The sequence below is a fragment of the Bacillus sp. FSL K6-1284 genome, from assembly GCF_038002625.1.
Taxonomy (GTDB): domain Bacteria; phylum Bacillota; class Bacilli; order Bacillales; family Bacillaceae; genus Bacillus; species Bacillus paralicheniformis.
Window position 1 is genome coordinate 1,189,167 of sequence record NZ_JBBOCW010000001.1, and the last position, 15,758, is coordinate 1,204,924.

Annotated in this window: 15 protein-coding genes and 1 pseudogene; 10 read left to right on the top strand and 6 right to left on the bottom strand. The window is 47.1% G+C overall.

The window, feature by feature from the left end:
- Positions 1-15: 15 nt before the first annotated feature.
- Both lplJ and MHB72_RS06080 read left to right on the top strand, forming a co-directional pair.
- A complete protein-coding gene (gene lplJ / locus MHB72_RS06075) occupies positions 16-1,005 on the top strand; it encodes a lipoate--protein ligase LplJ (RefSeq protein ID WP_003180306.1) in 990 nt (329 codons plus the stop codon).
- Positions 1,006-1,164: 159 nt separating this feature from the next.
- A complete protein-coding gene (locus MHB72_RS06080; protein WP_059231183.1) occupies positions 1,165-2,706 on the top strand; it encodes a fatty acid--CoA ligase family protein in 1,542 nt (513 codons plus the stop codon).
- Here MHB72_RS06080 and MHB72_RS06085 read toward each other — a convergent pair.
- Positions 2,677-3,123, bottom strand: coding sequence for a hypothetical protein (locus tag MHB72_RS06085; protein ID WP_216920992.1), 447 nt, complete (start codon positions 3,121-3,123; stop codon positions 2,677-2,679). The genes MHB72_RS06080 and MHB72_RS06085 overlap by 30 nt on opposite strands.
- A 127-nt stretch (positions 3,124-3,250) precedes the next feature.
- Here MHB72_RS06085 and MHB72_RS06090 point away from each other — a divergent pair, with 127 nt between their 5' ends.
- The 4 genes from MHB72_RS06090 (at position 3,251) to MHB72_RS06105 (ending at position 6,163) form a co-directional block, all read left to right on the top strand.
- The gene (locus MHB72_RS06090; RefSeq protein ID WP_340901946.1) at positions 3,251-3,802 is read left to right on the top strand and encodes a helix-turn-helix domain-containing protein; all 552 of its coding nucleotides are present in this window, start codon (positions 3,251-3,253) and stop codon (positions 3,800-3,802) included.
- A 12-nt stretch (positions 3,803-3,814) separates the two neighbouring features.
- Positions 3,815-4,531: an AzlC family ABC transporter permease gene (locus MHB72_RS06095; RefSeq protein WP_003180314.1), complete on the top strand. Its 717-nt coding sequence runs from the start codon at positions 3,815-3,817 to the stop codon at positions 4,529-4,531.
- Positions 4,524-4,835, top strand: a complete 312-nt coding sequence (locus tag MHB72_RS06100; RefSeq protein ID WP_009328928.1) for an AzlD domain-containing protein — start codon at positions 4,524-4,526, stop codon at positions 4,833-4,835. The genes MHB72_RS06095 and MHB72_RS06100 overlap by 8 nt, the downstream gene beginning before the upstream one ends.
- Before the next feature lie 71 nt (positions 4,836-4,906).
- Positions 4,907-6,163 carry a M48 family metallopeptidase gene (locus MHB72_RS06105; protein ID WP_020450818.1) on the top strand — a complete coding sequence of 419 codons (1,257 nt, stop codon included), beginning with the start codon at positions 4,907-4,909 and terminating at the stop codon, positions 6,161-6,163.
- A 57-nt stretch (positions 6,164-6,220) separates the two neighbouring features.
- Here the strand turns inward: MHB72_RS06105 and MHB72_RS06110 are convergent, their stop codons facing one another.
- Positions 6,221-7,357 (bottom strand): S8 family peptidase, encoded by a 1,137-nt coding sequence (locus tag MHB72_RS06110; RefSeq protein ID WP_023856571.1) that lies wholly within the window; start codon positions 7,355-7,357, stop codon positions 6,221-6,223.
- 384 nt (positions 7,358-7,741) lie between these two features.
- Here MHB72_RS06110 and MHB72_RS06115 point away from each other — a divergent pair, with 384 nt between their 5' ends.
- From MHB72_RS06115 to MHB72_RS06130, 4 genes are all read left to right on the top strand, one after another.
- Entirely contained in the window at positions 7,742-8,671 is a 930-nt protein-coding gene (locus tag MHB72_RS06115; protein WP_025811750.1) for a DMT family transporter, read from the top strand.
- Between the two features lie 109 nt (positions 8,672-8,780).
- Positions 8,781-9,758 carry an ABC transporter substrate-binding protein gene (locus MHB72_RS06120; RefSeq protein WP_026579952.1) on the top strand — a complete coding sequence of 326 codons (978 nt, stop codon included), beginning with the start codon at positions 8,781-8,783 and terminating at the stop codon, positions 9,756-9,758.
- An 82-nt stretch (positions 9,759-9,840) separates the two neighbouring features.
- Positions 9,841-10,839 carry a FecCD family ABC transporter permease gene (locus MHB72_RS06125; RefSeq protein WP_023856573.1) on the top strand — a complete coding sequence of 333 codons (999 nt, stop codon included), beginning with the start codon at positions 9,841-9,843 and terminating at the stop codon, positions 10,837-10,839.
- Positions 10,839-11,861: a FecCD family ABC transporter permease gene (locus MHB72_RS06130; protein WP_216920994.1), complete on the top strand. Its 1,023-nt coding sequence runs from the start codon at positions 10,839-10,841 to the stop codon at positions 11,859-11,861. Before MHB72_RS06125 ends, MHB72_RS06130 begins: the two co-directional genes overlap by 1 nt.
- Before the next feature lie 30 nt (positions 11,862-11,891).
- On the opposite strand, the gene MHB72_RS06135 is transcribed toward MHB72_RS06130, so the two are convergent.
- The 4 genes and pseudogenes from MHB72_RS06135 to MHB72_RS06145 all read right to left on the bottom strand — a co-directional run bounded on the left by MHB72_RS06135 (position 11,892) and on the right by MHB72_RS06145 (position 15,705).
- Positions 11,892-12,464, bottom strand: coding sequence for a histidine phosphatase family protein (locus MHB72_RS06135; RefSeq protein ID WP_020450824.1), 573 nt, complete (start codon positions 12,462-12,464; stop codon positions 11,892-11,894).
- Positions 12,465-12,755: 291 nt separating this feature from the next.
- Positions 12,756-13,262 (bottom strand): methyl-accepting chemotaxis protein, encoded by a 507-nt coding sequence (locus MHB72_RS22855; protein ID WP_370510583.1) that lies wholly within the window; start codon positions 13,260-13,262, stop codon positions 12,756-12,758.
- 252 nt (positions 13,263-13,514) lie between these two features.
- Positions 13,515-14,048, bottom strand: a pseudogene (locus MHB72_RS22860) (protoglobin family protein); the annotation flags it as partial.
- A gap of 106 nt (positions 14,049-14,154) precedes the next feature.
- On the bottom strand, positions 14,155-15,705 hold the full coding sequence (locus MHB72_RS06145; protein ID WP_445684624.1) for an FAD-dependent oxidoreductase: 1,551 nt from the start codon (positions 15,703-15,705) through the stop codon (positions 14,155-14,157).
- Positions 15,706-15,758: the final 53 nt, after the last annotated feature.

The following is a 15,758-nucleotide window of genomic DNA, read 5'->3' on the forward strand; positions in this document are numbered from 1 at the left end:
GAGGAACTGACAAACATGCTGTTTATCGATAATCAAAATATTACAGATCCGAGGATCAACTTGGCGATTGAGGAGTACTGCTTAAAGCACCTCGATCCTGAAGAGACGTATCTGCTGTTTTATATCAACCAGCCGTCGATCATCATTGGCAAAAACCAAAATACGATTGAGGAAATCAACACAAAGTATGTGGATGAAAACGGGATCATTGTCGTTCGCAGGCTGTCAGGCGGCGGAGCTGTCTACCATGACCTCGGGAACTTGAACTTCAGCTTTATTACGAAAGACGACGGCAACAGCTTCCATAATTTTAAGAAGTTTACGGAGCCCGTTGTGGCCGCTTTAAAGCGGCTTGGCGTCGATGCGGAGCTGAGCGGCCGAAACGACTTGATGGCAAACGGCCGGAAAATTTCGGGAAACGCCCAGTTCTCAACGAAAGGGAGAATGTTCAGCCATGGCACGCTGTTGTTCGATTCTGAGATAGAACATGTCGTATCGGCTTTAAAAGTAAAAAAAGATAAAATCGAATCAAAAGGCATCAAATCGATCAGGAGCCGGGTAGCCAATATCAGCGAATTTCTCGATCAGAAGATGACGACAGTGGAATTCCGAAGCATGCTTCTCCGCTATATTTTTGATACCGAAGGGGAAATACCGGAGTATAAGCTGACTGAAAAAGACTGGAAAATCATCAATCAAATTTCAAAGGAACGCTATCAAAACTGGGATTGGAACTATGGGAAGTCTCCGAAATTCAATCTTCAGCATTCAAAACGATTTCAAGCGGGATCGGTCGACATCCGCCTGGAAGTGCAAAAAGGCGTGATCCGCGAGTGCAAAATATTCGGTGACTTTTTCGGAGTCGGCGATGTCAGCGATATTGAAGAGAAGCTGACAGGCGTACAGTATGAAAGAAAAGCGATTGAAGAAGCCCTTCAAGGCGTCGACATCAAGCATTACTTCGGCAATATTCAAAAAGAAGAATTTTTGGATCTTGTCTACTAAAAGAGAGGCTGCGGTTTCCGCGGCCCCTTTTTAACTTGAGAGGAATGGAAGATATTTCCCAACAGCCCTTGAGTGTTTTCTGTTCATTTACTATAATGGGAATAGATTTTGATTATCACAAAATGAATGGTCATTCATTCATTTTTAAGGGGTGGGAGAATGAATTTAGTTTCAAAATTAGGGGAAACAGCTCAATCAAAGCCTGACAGAACCGCTTATATTTTTGGGGAACAGACGGAAACATACGGGGGATTACAGCAGAAAATTGATTGCTTTGCAGAAGGTCTGCGCGAAATCGGGGTGGAAAAGGGAGATCATGTTGCTTTGCTTCTCGGCAATACCCCGCATTTTGTGATTGCGTTTTACGGTGTGCTGAAGGCCGGAGCCGTTGTCATACCGATCAATCCGGCCTATACGCCGACTGAGATCGGCTATATGCTGACAAATGGCGACGCAAAAGTGATCGTGGCTCTGGGACAGCTGCTTCCGCTTTACGAAAAGGTGCATGAATCCCTTCCGAAAGTCAGCTGCGTCGTACTTTGCGAAACGGGAGAGCCGCTTCGCGAACCGGAAAGCACCGAGGTTAAGATGAAATTGAAATCGTTTACAAACATTATGAAACCTCCTGTCCGGCCGTTTCCTGAAATCGACGCCGAAGATACGGCCGCCATCCTTTATACGTCAGGAACTACGGGAAGACCAAAAGGGGCGATGCTCACACATCAAAATCTATTTTCGAATGCAAATGATACAGCCCGCTATCTAACAATGAATGAATCTGACCTTGTCGTCGCCGCCCTGCCGATGTTCCACGTTTTTTGTTTAACGGTCTGCATGAATGCGCCGCTCATGAACGGCGCAGCGATTTTGATCGTGCCGAAATTCAGTCCCGCCGAGGTTTTCAAGCTGATTAAAAAGCATCAGGCGACGATCTTCTCAGGCGTGCCGACAATGTACAATTACCTGTACCAGTATGAAGGGGCGGATGAAACCGGTTTTCGATCCATCAGGATTTGCATCTCAGGCGGAGCGGCCATGCCTGTCGCTCTCCTGAAAAGCTTTGAAGAAAGATTCGGCGTTCTCGTTTTAGAAGGCTACGGTTTGTCGGAGGCTTCTCCTGTTACATGCTTTAACCCGTTCAGCACCGGCCGCAAGCCAGGATCGATCGGCACGAACATTCTCAATGTGAAAAACAAAGTCGTCAATGAAATCGGGGAAGAGCTGCCTGCCGGTCAAGTCGGGGAGTTGATCGTTAAAGGGCCGAATGTTATGAAAGGGTACTACAACATGCCGGAAGAAACGGCCCATACGATTAAAGACGGATGGCTGTATACAGGTGATTTGGCAAAACGGGATGAAGACGGTTATTTTTATATCGTCGACAGAAAAAAAGACATGATTATCGTCGGCGGCTATAATGTCTATCCGAGGGAGATCGAAGAAGTGCTCTACCTTCATCCGGAAATCGCAGAAGCGGTGGTGATCGGAGTGCCCGACCCGAATACGGGAGAAGCCGTCCAGTGCTATGTCGTTCCGAAGAATAAAACGCTGACAGAGGATGATGTCTTGTCGCATTGCAAAAAGCATCTTGCCAAATACAAGCGCCCGGCGGCGATCGTCTTCATGGATGAAATACCGAAAAATTCGACCGGCAAAATTTTAAGGCGCGCTTTAAAAGACATTTTGACAAATCAATCTTGACACGTTAAAAGGGACGCCTGCCGCGTCCCTTTTCTGCAGTTCTCTGAGAAGAGCGTCTTTTTCCTTTTGTCGGAGAACAAAATATGTGCCCTCCTCTTCTTTCAGGATGACGGCTTCATCTTTCTTCAGCCAGACGGTGAAGTGAACGCGATGTGTGTCGGTCATGCTGATGTATCCGTGATACGCCGGAGAAGGCAGGCTATGCGCCGACTTTTCTTTCATTCTTTTCCCTTTGTTAAATGTATCAAGCAGAACGCCTATGTTGTGCCTATCTTTGATGCTGACCGTTTTTTCGCTGTCATTTGCCTGCTTCAAGATGATTTTTTCGGCATTTCTTGAGTCGAAAGGCTCCGCCATCAAGTGGAATACATAAAAGACAGTGATAGATAAAATACCGAAAAAAAGTATGATCCCCATTATTTTTTTCAGAATGATCACCTCAGGCTATTTATTTTCTCCGTTTAATGGCTTTTCATCCTAAAAAATTATGCTATAATGTTCAATAAATTATACAAATGTTCAATTTATTGAGAGGAGGCAGAAGATGAATTCGATTGAAAAACAAGTCGCAGAAAACATAAAGAGGCTGCGAAAAGTCCGCAATTACAGTCTTGATCAATTGTCATCGATGACTGGCGTCAGCAAAGGCATGCTCGCGCAAATTGAAAAAGGCTCTTCAAGTCCGACGATCACAACTTTGTGGAAGATCGCAAACGGGCTGCAAGTATCATTTACTTCCTTGGCAGAAAAGCCCGCGGGGGAGCCGACGGTCGTCAGAAAGCATGAGAAAACGCCCGTTTTGGCCGGAGAAGAAAAATACGCGGCATTTCCGCATTTTCCCTTCGACCAGAAAAAGAAGTTTGAAATCTTTTATATTGAACTTGCGCCCGGCTGTGTACACGAATCAGAGCCTCACCACGGAGGGATTGAAGAGTATGTGCTCGTCTCTAGAGGAGCGATCGCGGTGACGACGTGTGATTACACCTGCAGCCTGAACGAAGGCGATGCGATGCATTTCACCGCAAACACCGTGCATACGTACGAAAACAACACGGAACAAACGGCATCATGTTATACACTCATTTATTATCCGTAAAGAGGTGTCAAGATGGAAAAGCACGATTCACTCAATTTTCTAGACGGGCTTCGTTCAGGGGTTTCCCTTGCCGTCGGCTACATTCCGGTCGCTTTGACATTCGGGCTTTTGGCGAAAACAACGGGGCTGTCGCTTTTTGAAACGTTTTTGATGAGCGCCCTTGTTTTCGGAGGAGCGTCCCAGTATATGTCTTTAAGCATGCTCGCCGTTCAGACGGGAATCATCGAAATCGTTATGACGACGTTCATTGTGAATATCAGACATTTTTTATTTTCGGCGACTTTGAATCAATTGGTAGAAAAAGATTCGCCTTGGAAAAAAGCGTTTTACTCATTTTTCGCGGTGACAGATGAATCGTTTGCCGTCGCTGCTCTAAGAAAGGAAAAGCTGACGACCGGGTATATGATCGGCCTCGGTTCGATCGGATATGTAAGCTGGGTTTTTTGGAGTGCGGCCGGGCATTTTGCAGGGGCCGCCATGCCGGCTGTTCTCCAGGAAAGCATGAGCATCGCCCTTTATGCCATGTTTATCGGATTGTTGGTACCGCCTTTGAAAAAACAGCGAAAAGTCCTGCTGCTGGCGGGGGCGGCTGCACTATTCAATACCGTTTTCCAAATGAACGGAATATTGTCGGCAGGATGGTCGATCGTCTGCGCTACGCTTTTATCCGCCGTCCTGATTGAATGGCTGTACCAATTTAGAACAGAGGGGAAGAGAAACTATGTTTAGCCCGATCATCTGGATGATTATCGGCATGGCTGCCGTTACATATGTGCCGCGGATGGTGCCGCTCATTGCTTTTGAAAGCCTGAAGCTTCCCGGATTTTTGGAGCGCGTGCTGAAAAATGTGCCGTACGCCGTCTTAGGGGCTCTCATTTTTCCGGGAGTTTTTTTGGTGCAAAGCGGTATGCTCTACGGACTTGCCGGCGCTCTTATCGCATTTTTATTTTCCTATTTTGGAGCAAGCGTCATAGTCGTCGTGATGGGGACGATTTTGACGCTCGCAGGCGCCGGCCTCTTGCTCTCATTGTAAGGCTTGGTTCTAACTTTCGCATGAAAAGCTTACAATAGAAGTAACTGCTATGTGAGAGGAAGTGATTCGCCATGCGGAAATGGATCGCGGGAGCCGGTCTCCTGTATGTGCTGTACGGCCTTTTTTTCTATTGGTATCTCTTTATGGCCGGTGAACCCTCCGTTCCTGAGGCGCTGAAAGGGACAAGCGCAGACCCGGCGGCATTTATGAACGAAAGAGAACTCATGCTGACGGAAGAGTACTCGAAAATAAAGGACTTTATGTTTTTTATCCGGATTCCGTTTGAATGGTTTTTATTTTTTATATTGTTGATTGCCGGTTTATCCAGGAAAATGAAAAATTGGGCGGAGCAGACCTCGAAGAGGAGAAGCATTCAAATCACGGCATATGTTTTTGCTTTGTTTCTGATCGTCACGATCGTTTCTTTGCCGCTTGACTGGATCAGCTATCAATATTCGCTTGACTACGGCATATCAACCCAGACAACCGCGAGCTGGATCAAAGACCAGGTGATCGACTTCTGGATCAGTTTTCCGATAACGGCTGCGGCGGTGATCGTCTTTTACTATTTGATCAAAAAGCATGAAAAACGCTGGTGGTTTTATGCCTGGTGTCTGACGGTTCCGGTTACGCTGTTTTTATTTTTTCTCCAGCCGGTTGTCATTGATCCTTTATACAATGACTTTTATCCGCTGAAAAATAAAGATCTTGAACAAAGCATTCTGAAGCTGGCCGATCAGGCGGATATTCCTGCGAATCACGTCTATGAAGTGAACATGTCTGAAAAAACGAATGCGTTAAATGCCTATGTAACAGGAATCGGCGCCAATAAAAGGATTGTGCTCTGGGATACCACGCTGAACAAGCTGGATGAGCCGGAAATTTTATTCATCATGGCGCACGAAATGGGACATTATGTGATGAAGCATGTTTACATAGGACTCGGCGGGTATCTGCTTTTATCCCTTGCTGTCTTTTATGTGATCGACAAGCTGTACAAGCGGATCATCGGCCGCTATGGAAGAAGCCTTCATATTGCGGGAAAATCCGATCTAGCCGCACTTCCGCTTCTTCTGATGCTGATGGGGGTTATCTCTTTCGCGTCGTCTCCATTTACGAACGCAGTTTCGAGGCATCAGGAAAAAGCTGCTGACCAGTATGCGATTGAACTGACGCAAAACAGCGATGCAGCGGTTTCGACGTTTCAAGAGCTCTCAAAAGCCGGGCTGAGCGAGGCAAACCCGCCGTTTCTCGTCAAGATTTTTAAATACGGCCATCCGACGATCATGGAACGGATTCAAAATATTGAACAACCCTCATCAGAATGAAGAAAAAGCTAGTGCTAAAAACACTAGCTTTTTCTATATGCTATTTGTTAGAATATGTTATTGAGCGGCAGCTTCGACATTGATCAGACCTTTCCCATAGTAGAAGGAGCTTCCCAAATAAGTCGCCGTGCTGGAGAGACGGTTGCGGACTTGTGAAGCTGAAAGGTTCGGATGTTTTGACAAGATCAAAGCTGCTGCTCCCGCTACATGAGGAGAAGCCATTGACGTTCCGTTCAATGTTGCATAAGTGTTCGTTGGGTAAGTGCTGTATACGCCTGCGCCAGGAGCCATGACTTCAAGCTCTGCTCCCACACTGGAAAATGAAGCTCTGTTGCTGTTAGAGTCTACCGCACCAACAGCGATGACAGAATCGTATTTCGCAGGATAGCCAATTGTATTCGTGTTTCCTGAAGATCCGCTGTTCCCTGCTGCAGCTACAACGACAACCCCTCTTGCATATGCATTGTCGACTGCCTGTTTCATCGCTGTCGAGCCTGATGCTCCCCCAAGGCTCATATTGATAACATCCATGCCGTTTGTTGTCGCCCACTCGATACCGCTTACAATGCCGCTGTATGATCCGCTTCCGCTTGAATTCAGTACTTTAACCGCGTACAAGGATACGCTTGGCGCAACGCCTAATACACCCGTTGTATTGTCAAGCGCAGCTACTGTACCGGCAACATGTGTGCCGTGTCCGTTGCCGTCGGTGTTATAAGCTTCGCCAGCCACAAAGCTTGCTCCGCCGACTACGTTCAAGTCCGGATGAGAAGCTTGGATTCCTGTATCCAGGACGGCTACTTTTACATTCGCTCCCTTAAAGCCTTGAGCCTGCACTTTGTCCGCTTTAATGAGAGGAATGCCGTAAGGAACGGTTTGCGCCAAGGCATGGGCCACATGATCCTCTTCCACATAAGCGACATCCGGATCATTTTTGACTTCCTTAAGCGCTTCTTTGTCTAGCTTCGCTTTTGCCGCGTTGATGATTCTAAACTGCTTGTCCACTTTTCCGCCGCTCTCTTTGATGATGTCCTTTTTGACAGATGCGGTTTTCACTCCTGACTTAAATCCGACAATATAATCCTTTTCAACATTTTTCGCCGGTTGAGCAGCAGAAGCGGAATCGCTGAATGCCATCGTGAACACGAGCATGAAGGCCGTCAGCATCCCAAGCCAAAAACTCTTTTTCCTCATCATTACTCACTCTCCTCCTCTTTATTCAGAATAATTGAAATAGAAGGATAATATAATCTATTCCAATTATTCTGTTAATTTATTATAGAAAAAAAATGAATTATATGGTAGGCCTATTTTTTTGGAGGACCAATTTAAAATTTTTTGGTTATTAATAACTGTTTTAGAAAAATGTTCAGTTCGAAAGTATGAATAGACCGCTTCAGCCTGGCAGGGAAAGAGGTCCCGAGGGCCGCGAATGACAGGAGATTGCTCCATCTGATTCATTTTATGAAAATACTATTCATTTATTTTATGAGATCATTTTTTGCCGAAGGAGGTTGCGGCCTTGTCGATCATCTATTAAAATATGCAATATATCGCATACAGAAACGGGTGAAAGATATGAAATCAGCTCATGTGAAAGGTGTATTGATGGTGCTTGCAGGGGCTTCATTGTGGGGATTATCGGGAAGCGCTGCACAGTACATATTTGAAAGGGGAGCGGTTGAAGCCGGCTCGCTTGTCTCTGTCAGGCTTCTGGCATCGGGAGTCATTCTCTTGTTATATGTTTCAATGAAAAACGGTTTTCAACATGTGTGTCAGATATGGAAGAAAAAAACAGATATTTGTTCGATTTTAGTATTTTCAATTTTTGGAATGCTTGCTGTTCAATATACGTTTTTTGCTTCAATCGAAAAGGGTAATGCCGCGGCTGCTGCAATTCTTCAATACTTGGCGCCTTTTTTCGTATTGTTTTACCTATATGTTAAAAAAGAACTTCCGCCTAAGTGGAAAGATGCCGTACTTACTTTATTGGCGCTTTTCGGCGTGTTTCTTCTTTTGACAGGCGGAAGGCCGGACAGTTTGTATATTCCGGCCGAGGCCGCCGTTTGGGGCATTTTGTCCGGTGGAGCGCTTGCTTTCTATACGGTTTTTGCAGGAGGATTAATTCAATCGTTCGGTGCTTTGACGGTTACGGGATGGGGTATGCTCGTCGGAGGGGCCGGAATTTCTTTTTTGTTTCCGCCGTTTCGGTTTGACCTTTCGCACATTGGGGCAGGGGAGGCGGCAGCCATTCTGTTTGTTGTATTGTGCGGCACAGCTTTGGCGTTTGCCCTATACATCGGCAGCCTTTCTTATCTTTCCGCAAAAGAAACGAGCTGCCTGAGCTGCGCCGAACCGCTAGCGGCTGTTTTGTCGTCGGCGGTCTGGCTGGGTGTGCCGTTCAATGCCTTTCAAGGTGCCGGTACGGTAATGGTGATCATCACGGTCATCATTCTTTCCCTCAGCAGAGAAAGCAAAGCGGGGGATTCCGTGAATGAACGGGTGTAGAAAGGAGAAGGAGGCTCCTTTCTTTTTTTATAATGATAATGATTATCGTTGTCATTGGTATGAAGTGTTGCTATAATAATTTCGTCTACTACCAGAAAAGGAGATACATATGAAGCACAAGTATTTTGCTATTTTATTCCTATTGATGATATCAGTGTTGACAGCCTGCTCGGGGGGAAGCGAAAGTACGAAAACCTCCAGTCAGGATTCCGTGACAGTTAAGCACGACTTAGGAGAAACGAAAGTAAAGAACAATCCGAAAAAAGTTGTGGTTCTTGAATTGGGTTTTATTGATGCGCTCCTTGATGCGGGCATTAAGCCTGTCGGGATTGCGGACGACGGCAAACCTAAGTTTATTAACGAGAAGGTCAGAGAAAAAATCAAAGGGTATACTTCAGTCGGTTCGCGCGCCCAGCCAAGTTTTGAAAAAATTGCTTCTTTAAAGCCCGATTTAATAATTGCCGATTCGAGCAGGCACAGCGGTGTCTATGATAAACTGGCGAAAATTGCGCCGACAATCGCGCTGAAAAACTTGAATGCAGATTATCAGGACACGCTTGACGCGTCTCTTACGATTGCGAAAGCCGTCGGCAAAGAAAGCGCAATGGAGAAAAAGTTGGCTGAACATAAACAAAAGCTGAATGAATTGAAACAGAAATTCGGGAGCCGGAAACAGAGCATTCTTCTGCTCGGAAACACAAATGAAGCAATCACTGTGCGCGACGAAAACTTTTTCACGTCTCAGCTTCTGACGAAAATCGGCTATACATACGGTGTCAGAGACAGCAGCAAAGGCGATGGCGAAAACGGTGAATCCGTCAATATTAAAATGACGCTTGAGCAGCTGCTTGAGAAAGACCCTGACACCATTGTCCTGATGACGGGAGAAAAAGATAAAGTCGATGAAGACGGGAAAAGACCCATTGAAAAAGACCCTCTTTGGAAAAAGCTCAGCGCTGTCAAAAACGGCAAGGTTTATGAAGCCGACAGATTCGCCTGGTCGCTCCGCCGCAGTATTGACGGAGCAGATGCGCTGATAGATGAAATCGGTCAGCATCTTCTGTCTGAGGATCAAAAGAAATCTTAAGAGCCTGCCGGCTTGCTGAACGGGATGACGCATGCTTTTTACAAAAGCATGCGCTTGTTTTTTTCTAAAGGAGTGACCTGTTTTGATATATATGAAACGTTTTGCACCGCTCATTTTTGTTTTTCTTTTGCTCGCGGGTTTTGCGCTTTCTGTTTCAATCGGTTCGTCAACGATTGCGCTGCCCGACATTTGGGCAGCTGTGTTTATGTACGACGGTTCAAAATTGCACGCGATTATTCAGTCCATCCGAATTCCGCGCGCCTTGGCCGCCGCATTCATCGGCGCGAATCTAGGGGCCGCGGGCGCACTGATGCAGGCGGTGACAAGAAATGCGCTGGCATCTCCGAGCATCTTCGGAATCAATGCAGGGGCCTCTCTTGCTGTCGTATGTTTGACGGTGATGTTTCCTGCGCTTGCCGCTCCCCAGACAGCGATGGGAGCCGCTTTTGCCGGCGGTGCCGCGGCCGCGCTGGTCGTGTACGCGGTTGCCTCAGTATTCAGCGAACACGACAGGGATATCAGCTTTGCCTTGATCGGTGTCGTCATTCAGGCGATCATTGCTTCGATGACGCAAATGCTGCTCATTTTTCATGAAGAGTCGACGGAAACGCTATTGTTTTGGCTCTCCGGTTCTTTAGCGGGGAGCTCGTGGGATAAGCTTCATTTGTTGATTCCGGTGAGCATTGCAGGTTTGTTGACGGCTTTGGCCTTAGGGAGGGCGGCTTCCGTCATGAGTCTCGGAGATGATGTTTCACATGGGCTGGGACAAAATGTATGGCTCAGCAGATTGTTCATCGCTTTCACTGTTGTCGCGTTGGCAGGAGCATCGGTGTCCGCTGCCGGACCGATTGGTTTCATCGGTTTGATGGTTCCTCATATGATCCGGTATCTGATGGGGGCTGACTATCGGTTCGTGATTCCGTATTCGGCATTGCTAGGAGCCGTTCTTTTGCTGTTTGCTGATATTCTGTCCCGCTTTGTCTATTTTCCGTACCAAACGCCGGTCGGAGTTGTCACGGCAATGATCGGGACGCCGTTTTTCATCTATTTGGCGAGAAGACGGAAAAAGGGGGCGGCATGATGAACAATGCGGCAAGAAAAATGAAAAGACGGCGCGGGCAATCGGCGCTTGTCCTCTCTGCGTTATGCGCCTGTTTGTTGATGCTCATTGTGCTCAATTTGGCGATCGGCGATGAAAACATTGGACTGTGGGACGTAATGAAATCACTGGCAGGGCAAGGGGATGCAGGAGTTCGCTTCTTGGTGATGGAATTTCGAATGCCGCGCATCCTTCTCGCCGTGCTTGCCGGAGGGGCGCTTTCAATCGCAGGTGTAGTCGCACAATCGCTGATGAAAAATCCGCTGGCCGCCCCTGACACGCTTGGCATTACAGGAGGAGCGGGATTGGGCGCTGTGATCGTTACGGTCTTGTTTTCACAGCAAAGTCCGCTTCTGCTGACAGGCGCCGCCTTTTCAGGAAGCGTTTTGGCTGCGGCTCTCGTCTATTTATTGGCTTATCGAAACGGGATTTCTCCTGTGCGGCTGGCGCTTGTCGGGATCGCGGTCAATGCTTTTTGCCATTCGGGTATTCAGCTACTCATTTCAAGGGGGAGCCCGAATGTCAACAACGCATTAATTTGGCTGAATGGAAGTCTGTGGGGGAGAGACTGGGATGATGTACTGTCTCTTTTCATATGGTGTTGTCTGGTCATTCCTCCGTTATGGTTTGCGGCAAAACCGCTCGATATCATCAAATCAGGGGACGGGATTGCCGTCGGCCTTGGCATCCGGCTCGAAAGAACGCGATTTCTGCTGCTTGCCGGTGCGGTCCTGCTGACAGCTGCGGCTGTGACCGCCGTGGGAACAATCGGTTTTATCGGGCTGATGGCGCCCCATATCGCAAGAAAGCTGGCAGGGGCTGAAACGAGGATCTTGATTCCCGTTTCAGCTCTCGTCGGCGGCATCGTTCTTTTGATAGCCGATGCCGCCGGAAGAGGCCTTGTTCCGCCGCTTGAAATACCGGCTGGATTGATCGCAGCCATTATCGGCGGTCCGTATTTTATCTATTTACTGCGCCGCGAAGCGAGGCAGGGGAGAGCATAAAAAAGACGGCATCAACCTTGCCGTCTTTTTTTAATTTGACAAATGGTGTGAAAGATTGTAATCCTTCACATGCCATTTATTTTCATGGAATTTGATGTTGCTTAGGCACGCATTGACGAGCTTCGTATTTTCCAGGTTGATGTCGCCGTTTGAGATTTTTGACAGAAGGGCGTGTATCGCGGCTCCGTGTGCGACGATCAGCACTTTTTTGTCCGGATACCGCTCGCTGACCTTTTGAACGCCGGCCATCAGCCGTTCGGCAAGCGCTTCTTTTGATTCCTGATTCGGATATTCTTTATCGGGGTAGAGCCTCGTTCTTTCTTCGAATGGCATCCCTTCTGCATCTCCGTAATTCCTTTCGATGAAATCTTCCATTTCGATGATTTCAAGTCCCAGGTATTGATTGATGATTTCAGCGGTTTCTTTCGCTCTTCTTAAAGGGCTTGTAATGATGACGTCCCAGTCGGACCCTTTCAAAAACGCCCCGGTTTCTTTTGCCTGTTTTTGACCGGTTTCATTTAAAGGGATATCGGTTCTTCCCTGCAGTTTTCCTAAAGCATTCCAGTCTGTCTCGCCATGCCGGATCAAACAAATCGCAGTCATTCTGAAAAATCTCCTTTCGATGTCGGCTTTCGCGTTTTTCGGTGATATGGCTATTATACTAAATTTAAAAAACAGAACCACGAAATATGACTGGCACAGAACAACATTTACACGATTTTTTCAAACAGGAGCGTAGCGCCGATTCTGCGGATTTGAAAACATCACTGAGCGTTGCCATTATGGCTGTGAATATATCTTTGACTTGCATAGCAGACTTTCAAATAACGTAATAGAATCAGGTTGCAAAAGCAAAATACACAGGTCATGAATTGACCTGTGTACGGTAGCGGCTTATTTTTTTGTCAGCTCTACGAGAGAATCGACTGAAACCGCGACTTGTGACACGGCGGCATTCACATCTTGAAGGCCGCTTAAAAATGCCTGCAGATCGCCTTCGATTCGGCCGCTTTGCTCTTTGCTCGTTTTCATATTGGAGACGATATCATCGAATAGATGATTGATCTCCGACATCTTGTCTTTGCTTTCGTTCACGAGCTGGTTTACATCTGTAATATGCTTCGTGACGATCGAGATTTGCGCGTTTGTGTTATTGACGAGCTCAGATACGGTGGAGACGGTTTTTTTCGTATCATCGGACAGCTTTCTGACTTCGTTTGCGACGACTGCGAACCCTTTGCCGTGCTCTCCCGCCCTTGCAGATTCGATCGAGGCGTTGAGCGAAAGCAAATTCGTCTGCTCGGCAATGCCTGTTACGATTCCGAAAATCTTTTCGATCTGCAGCGCGATTTCTTCCAGCTTTTTAATTTCCTGCTCGATTTGCGTCATACTGCTTCCCATTTGATTCAGCTGCTGTTCCTGCTCCTCAAGCTCCTTTTTTCCGCCGATCGATTTTTGTTCGACAGAAACAGCTGTCTTCGTTCCGGCTCTTGACGTTTCGGCGATTTCGGACGATTTGTCGACCAATTCTTGTACAGCGCCCGTTGTTTCGGCAAATAAAGCGGCCAAAGAACCGGAAGTATCTTTGATTTGCCGGTGAAGGTCATTTTTGCTCTCTTCATCAAGTCTTCGGAGCCTTGCATGCTCGTCTTCAAAGGCCTCGAGGACGATCTGCTGTTCGATGTTGAGAATTTTGGTAACGGCTTTGACTGACCGCCTGTATTCTTCATCGGATAATGCGTTTTCAAAGATTGTCAGCATGGAAAGAAGGAGATCTTGAAATGCCCCTAGATACCACTTTGGCAAGAGCCCAATCCGAAGATGAACGTGGGCGATCCGGATTCTTTTTTCTAAAAAGGCTTCGTCGATGACACCTGAAAACATTTCCTGGATGTGGATCGTCAATGTCTTTTTGAGACGGTCAACTGAGCTGTGGTCATGGATGATCTCCATCAAAGAGTTTTCATGCTCAAGGTTTTGGTAAAACCGGGTGACGATGGTTTCGATATGTTCAGTGACTAAAGGCTTCAGCCTGCACAGCACCCAAAGATCCTCATCCGTCAAATCGACCATTGCCAGCTGTTTTTTAAATTCTGCGTGCTGATTGAGCCTGATTCTTTTTGTTTGGTCAGGGCCTTCTTCAGCAAAGAATGATCGTTCTGTCTTTCTATCCTTTTTGAATAACACGATCGTATCCCCCTGTAATCGTTAATGATAAAACTGCCGTATTTATGAAATTTCCAGCATTTATCTTTTTATCGGCAATTTTTCATTACTTTTTAACTTGTACACCTCAGCTTTCCGGATCTTTCAGAGGTTCTACGGCAGGACCCTCGATGACATCGCCGTCGACCGAAAACCTTGAGCCGTGGCACGGACAGTCCCACGTCTTTTCTCCGTCATTCCACTCGACTTCGCAGCCCATATGGGTGCATGTTGTGTCAACCAGATGAAGCTCGCCTTTTTCATCGCGATAAGCACCCGCACGTTTCCCGGCATGTGATACGACCGCACCTTCTCCGTTGACAAGGTCTTCCGGCTTCCTGATCGGCTGTTCGAGTTTTCCTTCGGCAAAGTGTTTTGCAACATCCGCGTTATAGGAAATGACTTTTTTGATGCTTGGATCCGGGTGGAAACGGGCCGGCTGAAAGACGGCTTGAAAAGGATTGTCTTCGCCTGCGATATGGTCTGTCATCAGCTGCGCGGCGAGGGTGCTTGTTGTCATGCCCCATTTTCGAAAGCCGGTGGCGACGAGAATGCGCTTTTCTTTCGGATAGATCGGCCCGATATACGGAATTTTGTCAAGTGTGATTAAATCTTGCGCTGACCAGCGGTAAGGGATCGATTCAATGCCGAACACGCCTTCTGCAAATGATTCAAGCGCCTGATAATGCCTGATTGTATCCTCTCCCTGGCCGGTTTTGTGGCTTTCACCGCCGACAAGCACCATTTCTTCTCCGTCAATCGTCACCGAACGGAGCGAGCGTGAAGGCTGATCTATACTTAAATACATGCCGCCTGGATACGGCGTTTTCGGCTTGACGGCGAGCACGTATGACCGGCTCGGCTCAAGCCTTGCAAAATAGAAGCCTTTTTTATCATGAAACGGAAAGTGCGTGCAGCACGCGATATAATCGCTGAAGATTTGATGCCCGTTTCTTGTCAGCACTTTTGGCCGGTCGCCTTCTTTGATTTCTTTAGCAGCCGTGTTTTCGTAAATTTTTCCGCCGGCTTCCAGGACGGCCTCTGCAAGGTGTTTCAAATAGTGGAGTGGATGAAACTGGGCCTGGTTTTTCATAACAAGTCCTGCTTTCATATCGATTGGAACGGGGAGATCTTTGATGAATTCCCTGTCAATCCCGAGCTTTTGGTATGCCTCATATTCCTTTCTGATTTTTTGTACCGATTGTTCTTCAGTTGTGTAAATGCATGCGTCCTGTTCTTCAAAATCGCACGGGATCTTTTGCTCAAGCACGAGGTTTTTGATAAAGGACAGCGCCTTGAGGTTTGCTTCATAATACAGTCTCGCATTCGGCATTCCGATGTGCCCGATCAGCTCATCATAGATCAGATCATGCTGTGCGGTGATTTTGGCTGTCGTATAGCCGGTTGTTCCGTCGAGTATCCGCCCGGATTCGATCAAGACGACGCTGTAGCCTTTTTTCGTCAGTAAATAAGCAGTCGTCAGTCCGGTCATGCCGCCGCCGATGACGGCGACATCTGTTTTGACATCTTCAGACAGTTCTTCGAATTTAGGAAGATCTGTACTGTTTCTCCAATACGATTCAGGCGAGTCCGGCAGTTTTTGTTCTTGATTGCTCACAAGGTTCCCTCCATCATCCATCTGTTTTGTTCTTAAATTTTCCCAATTGAGAAATATTCATGCATGTGAAACGG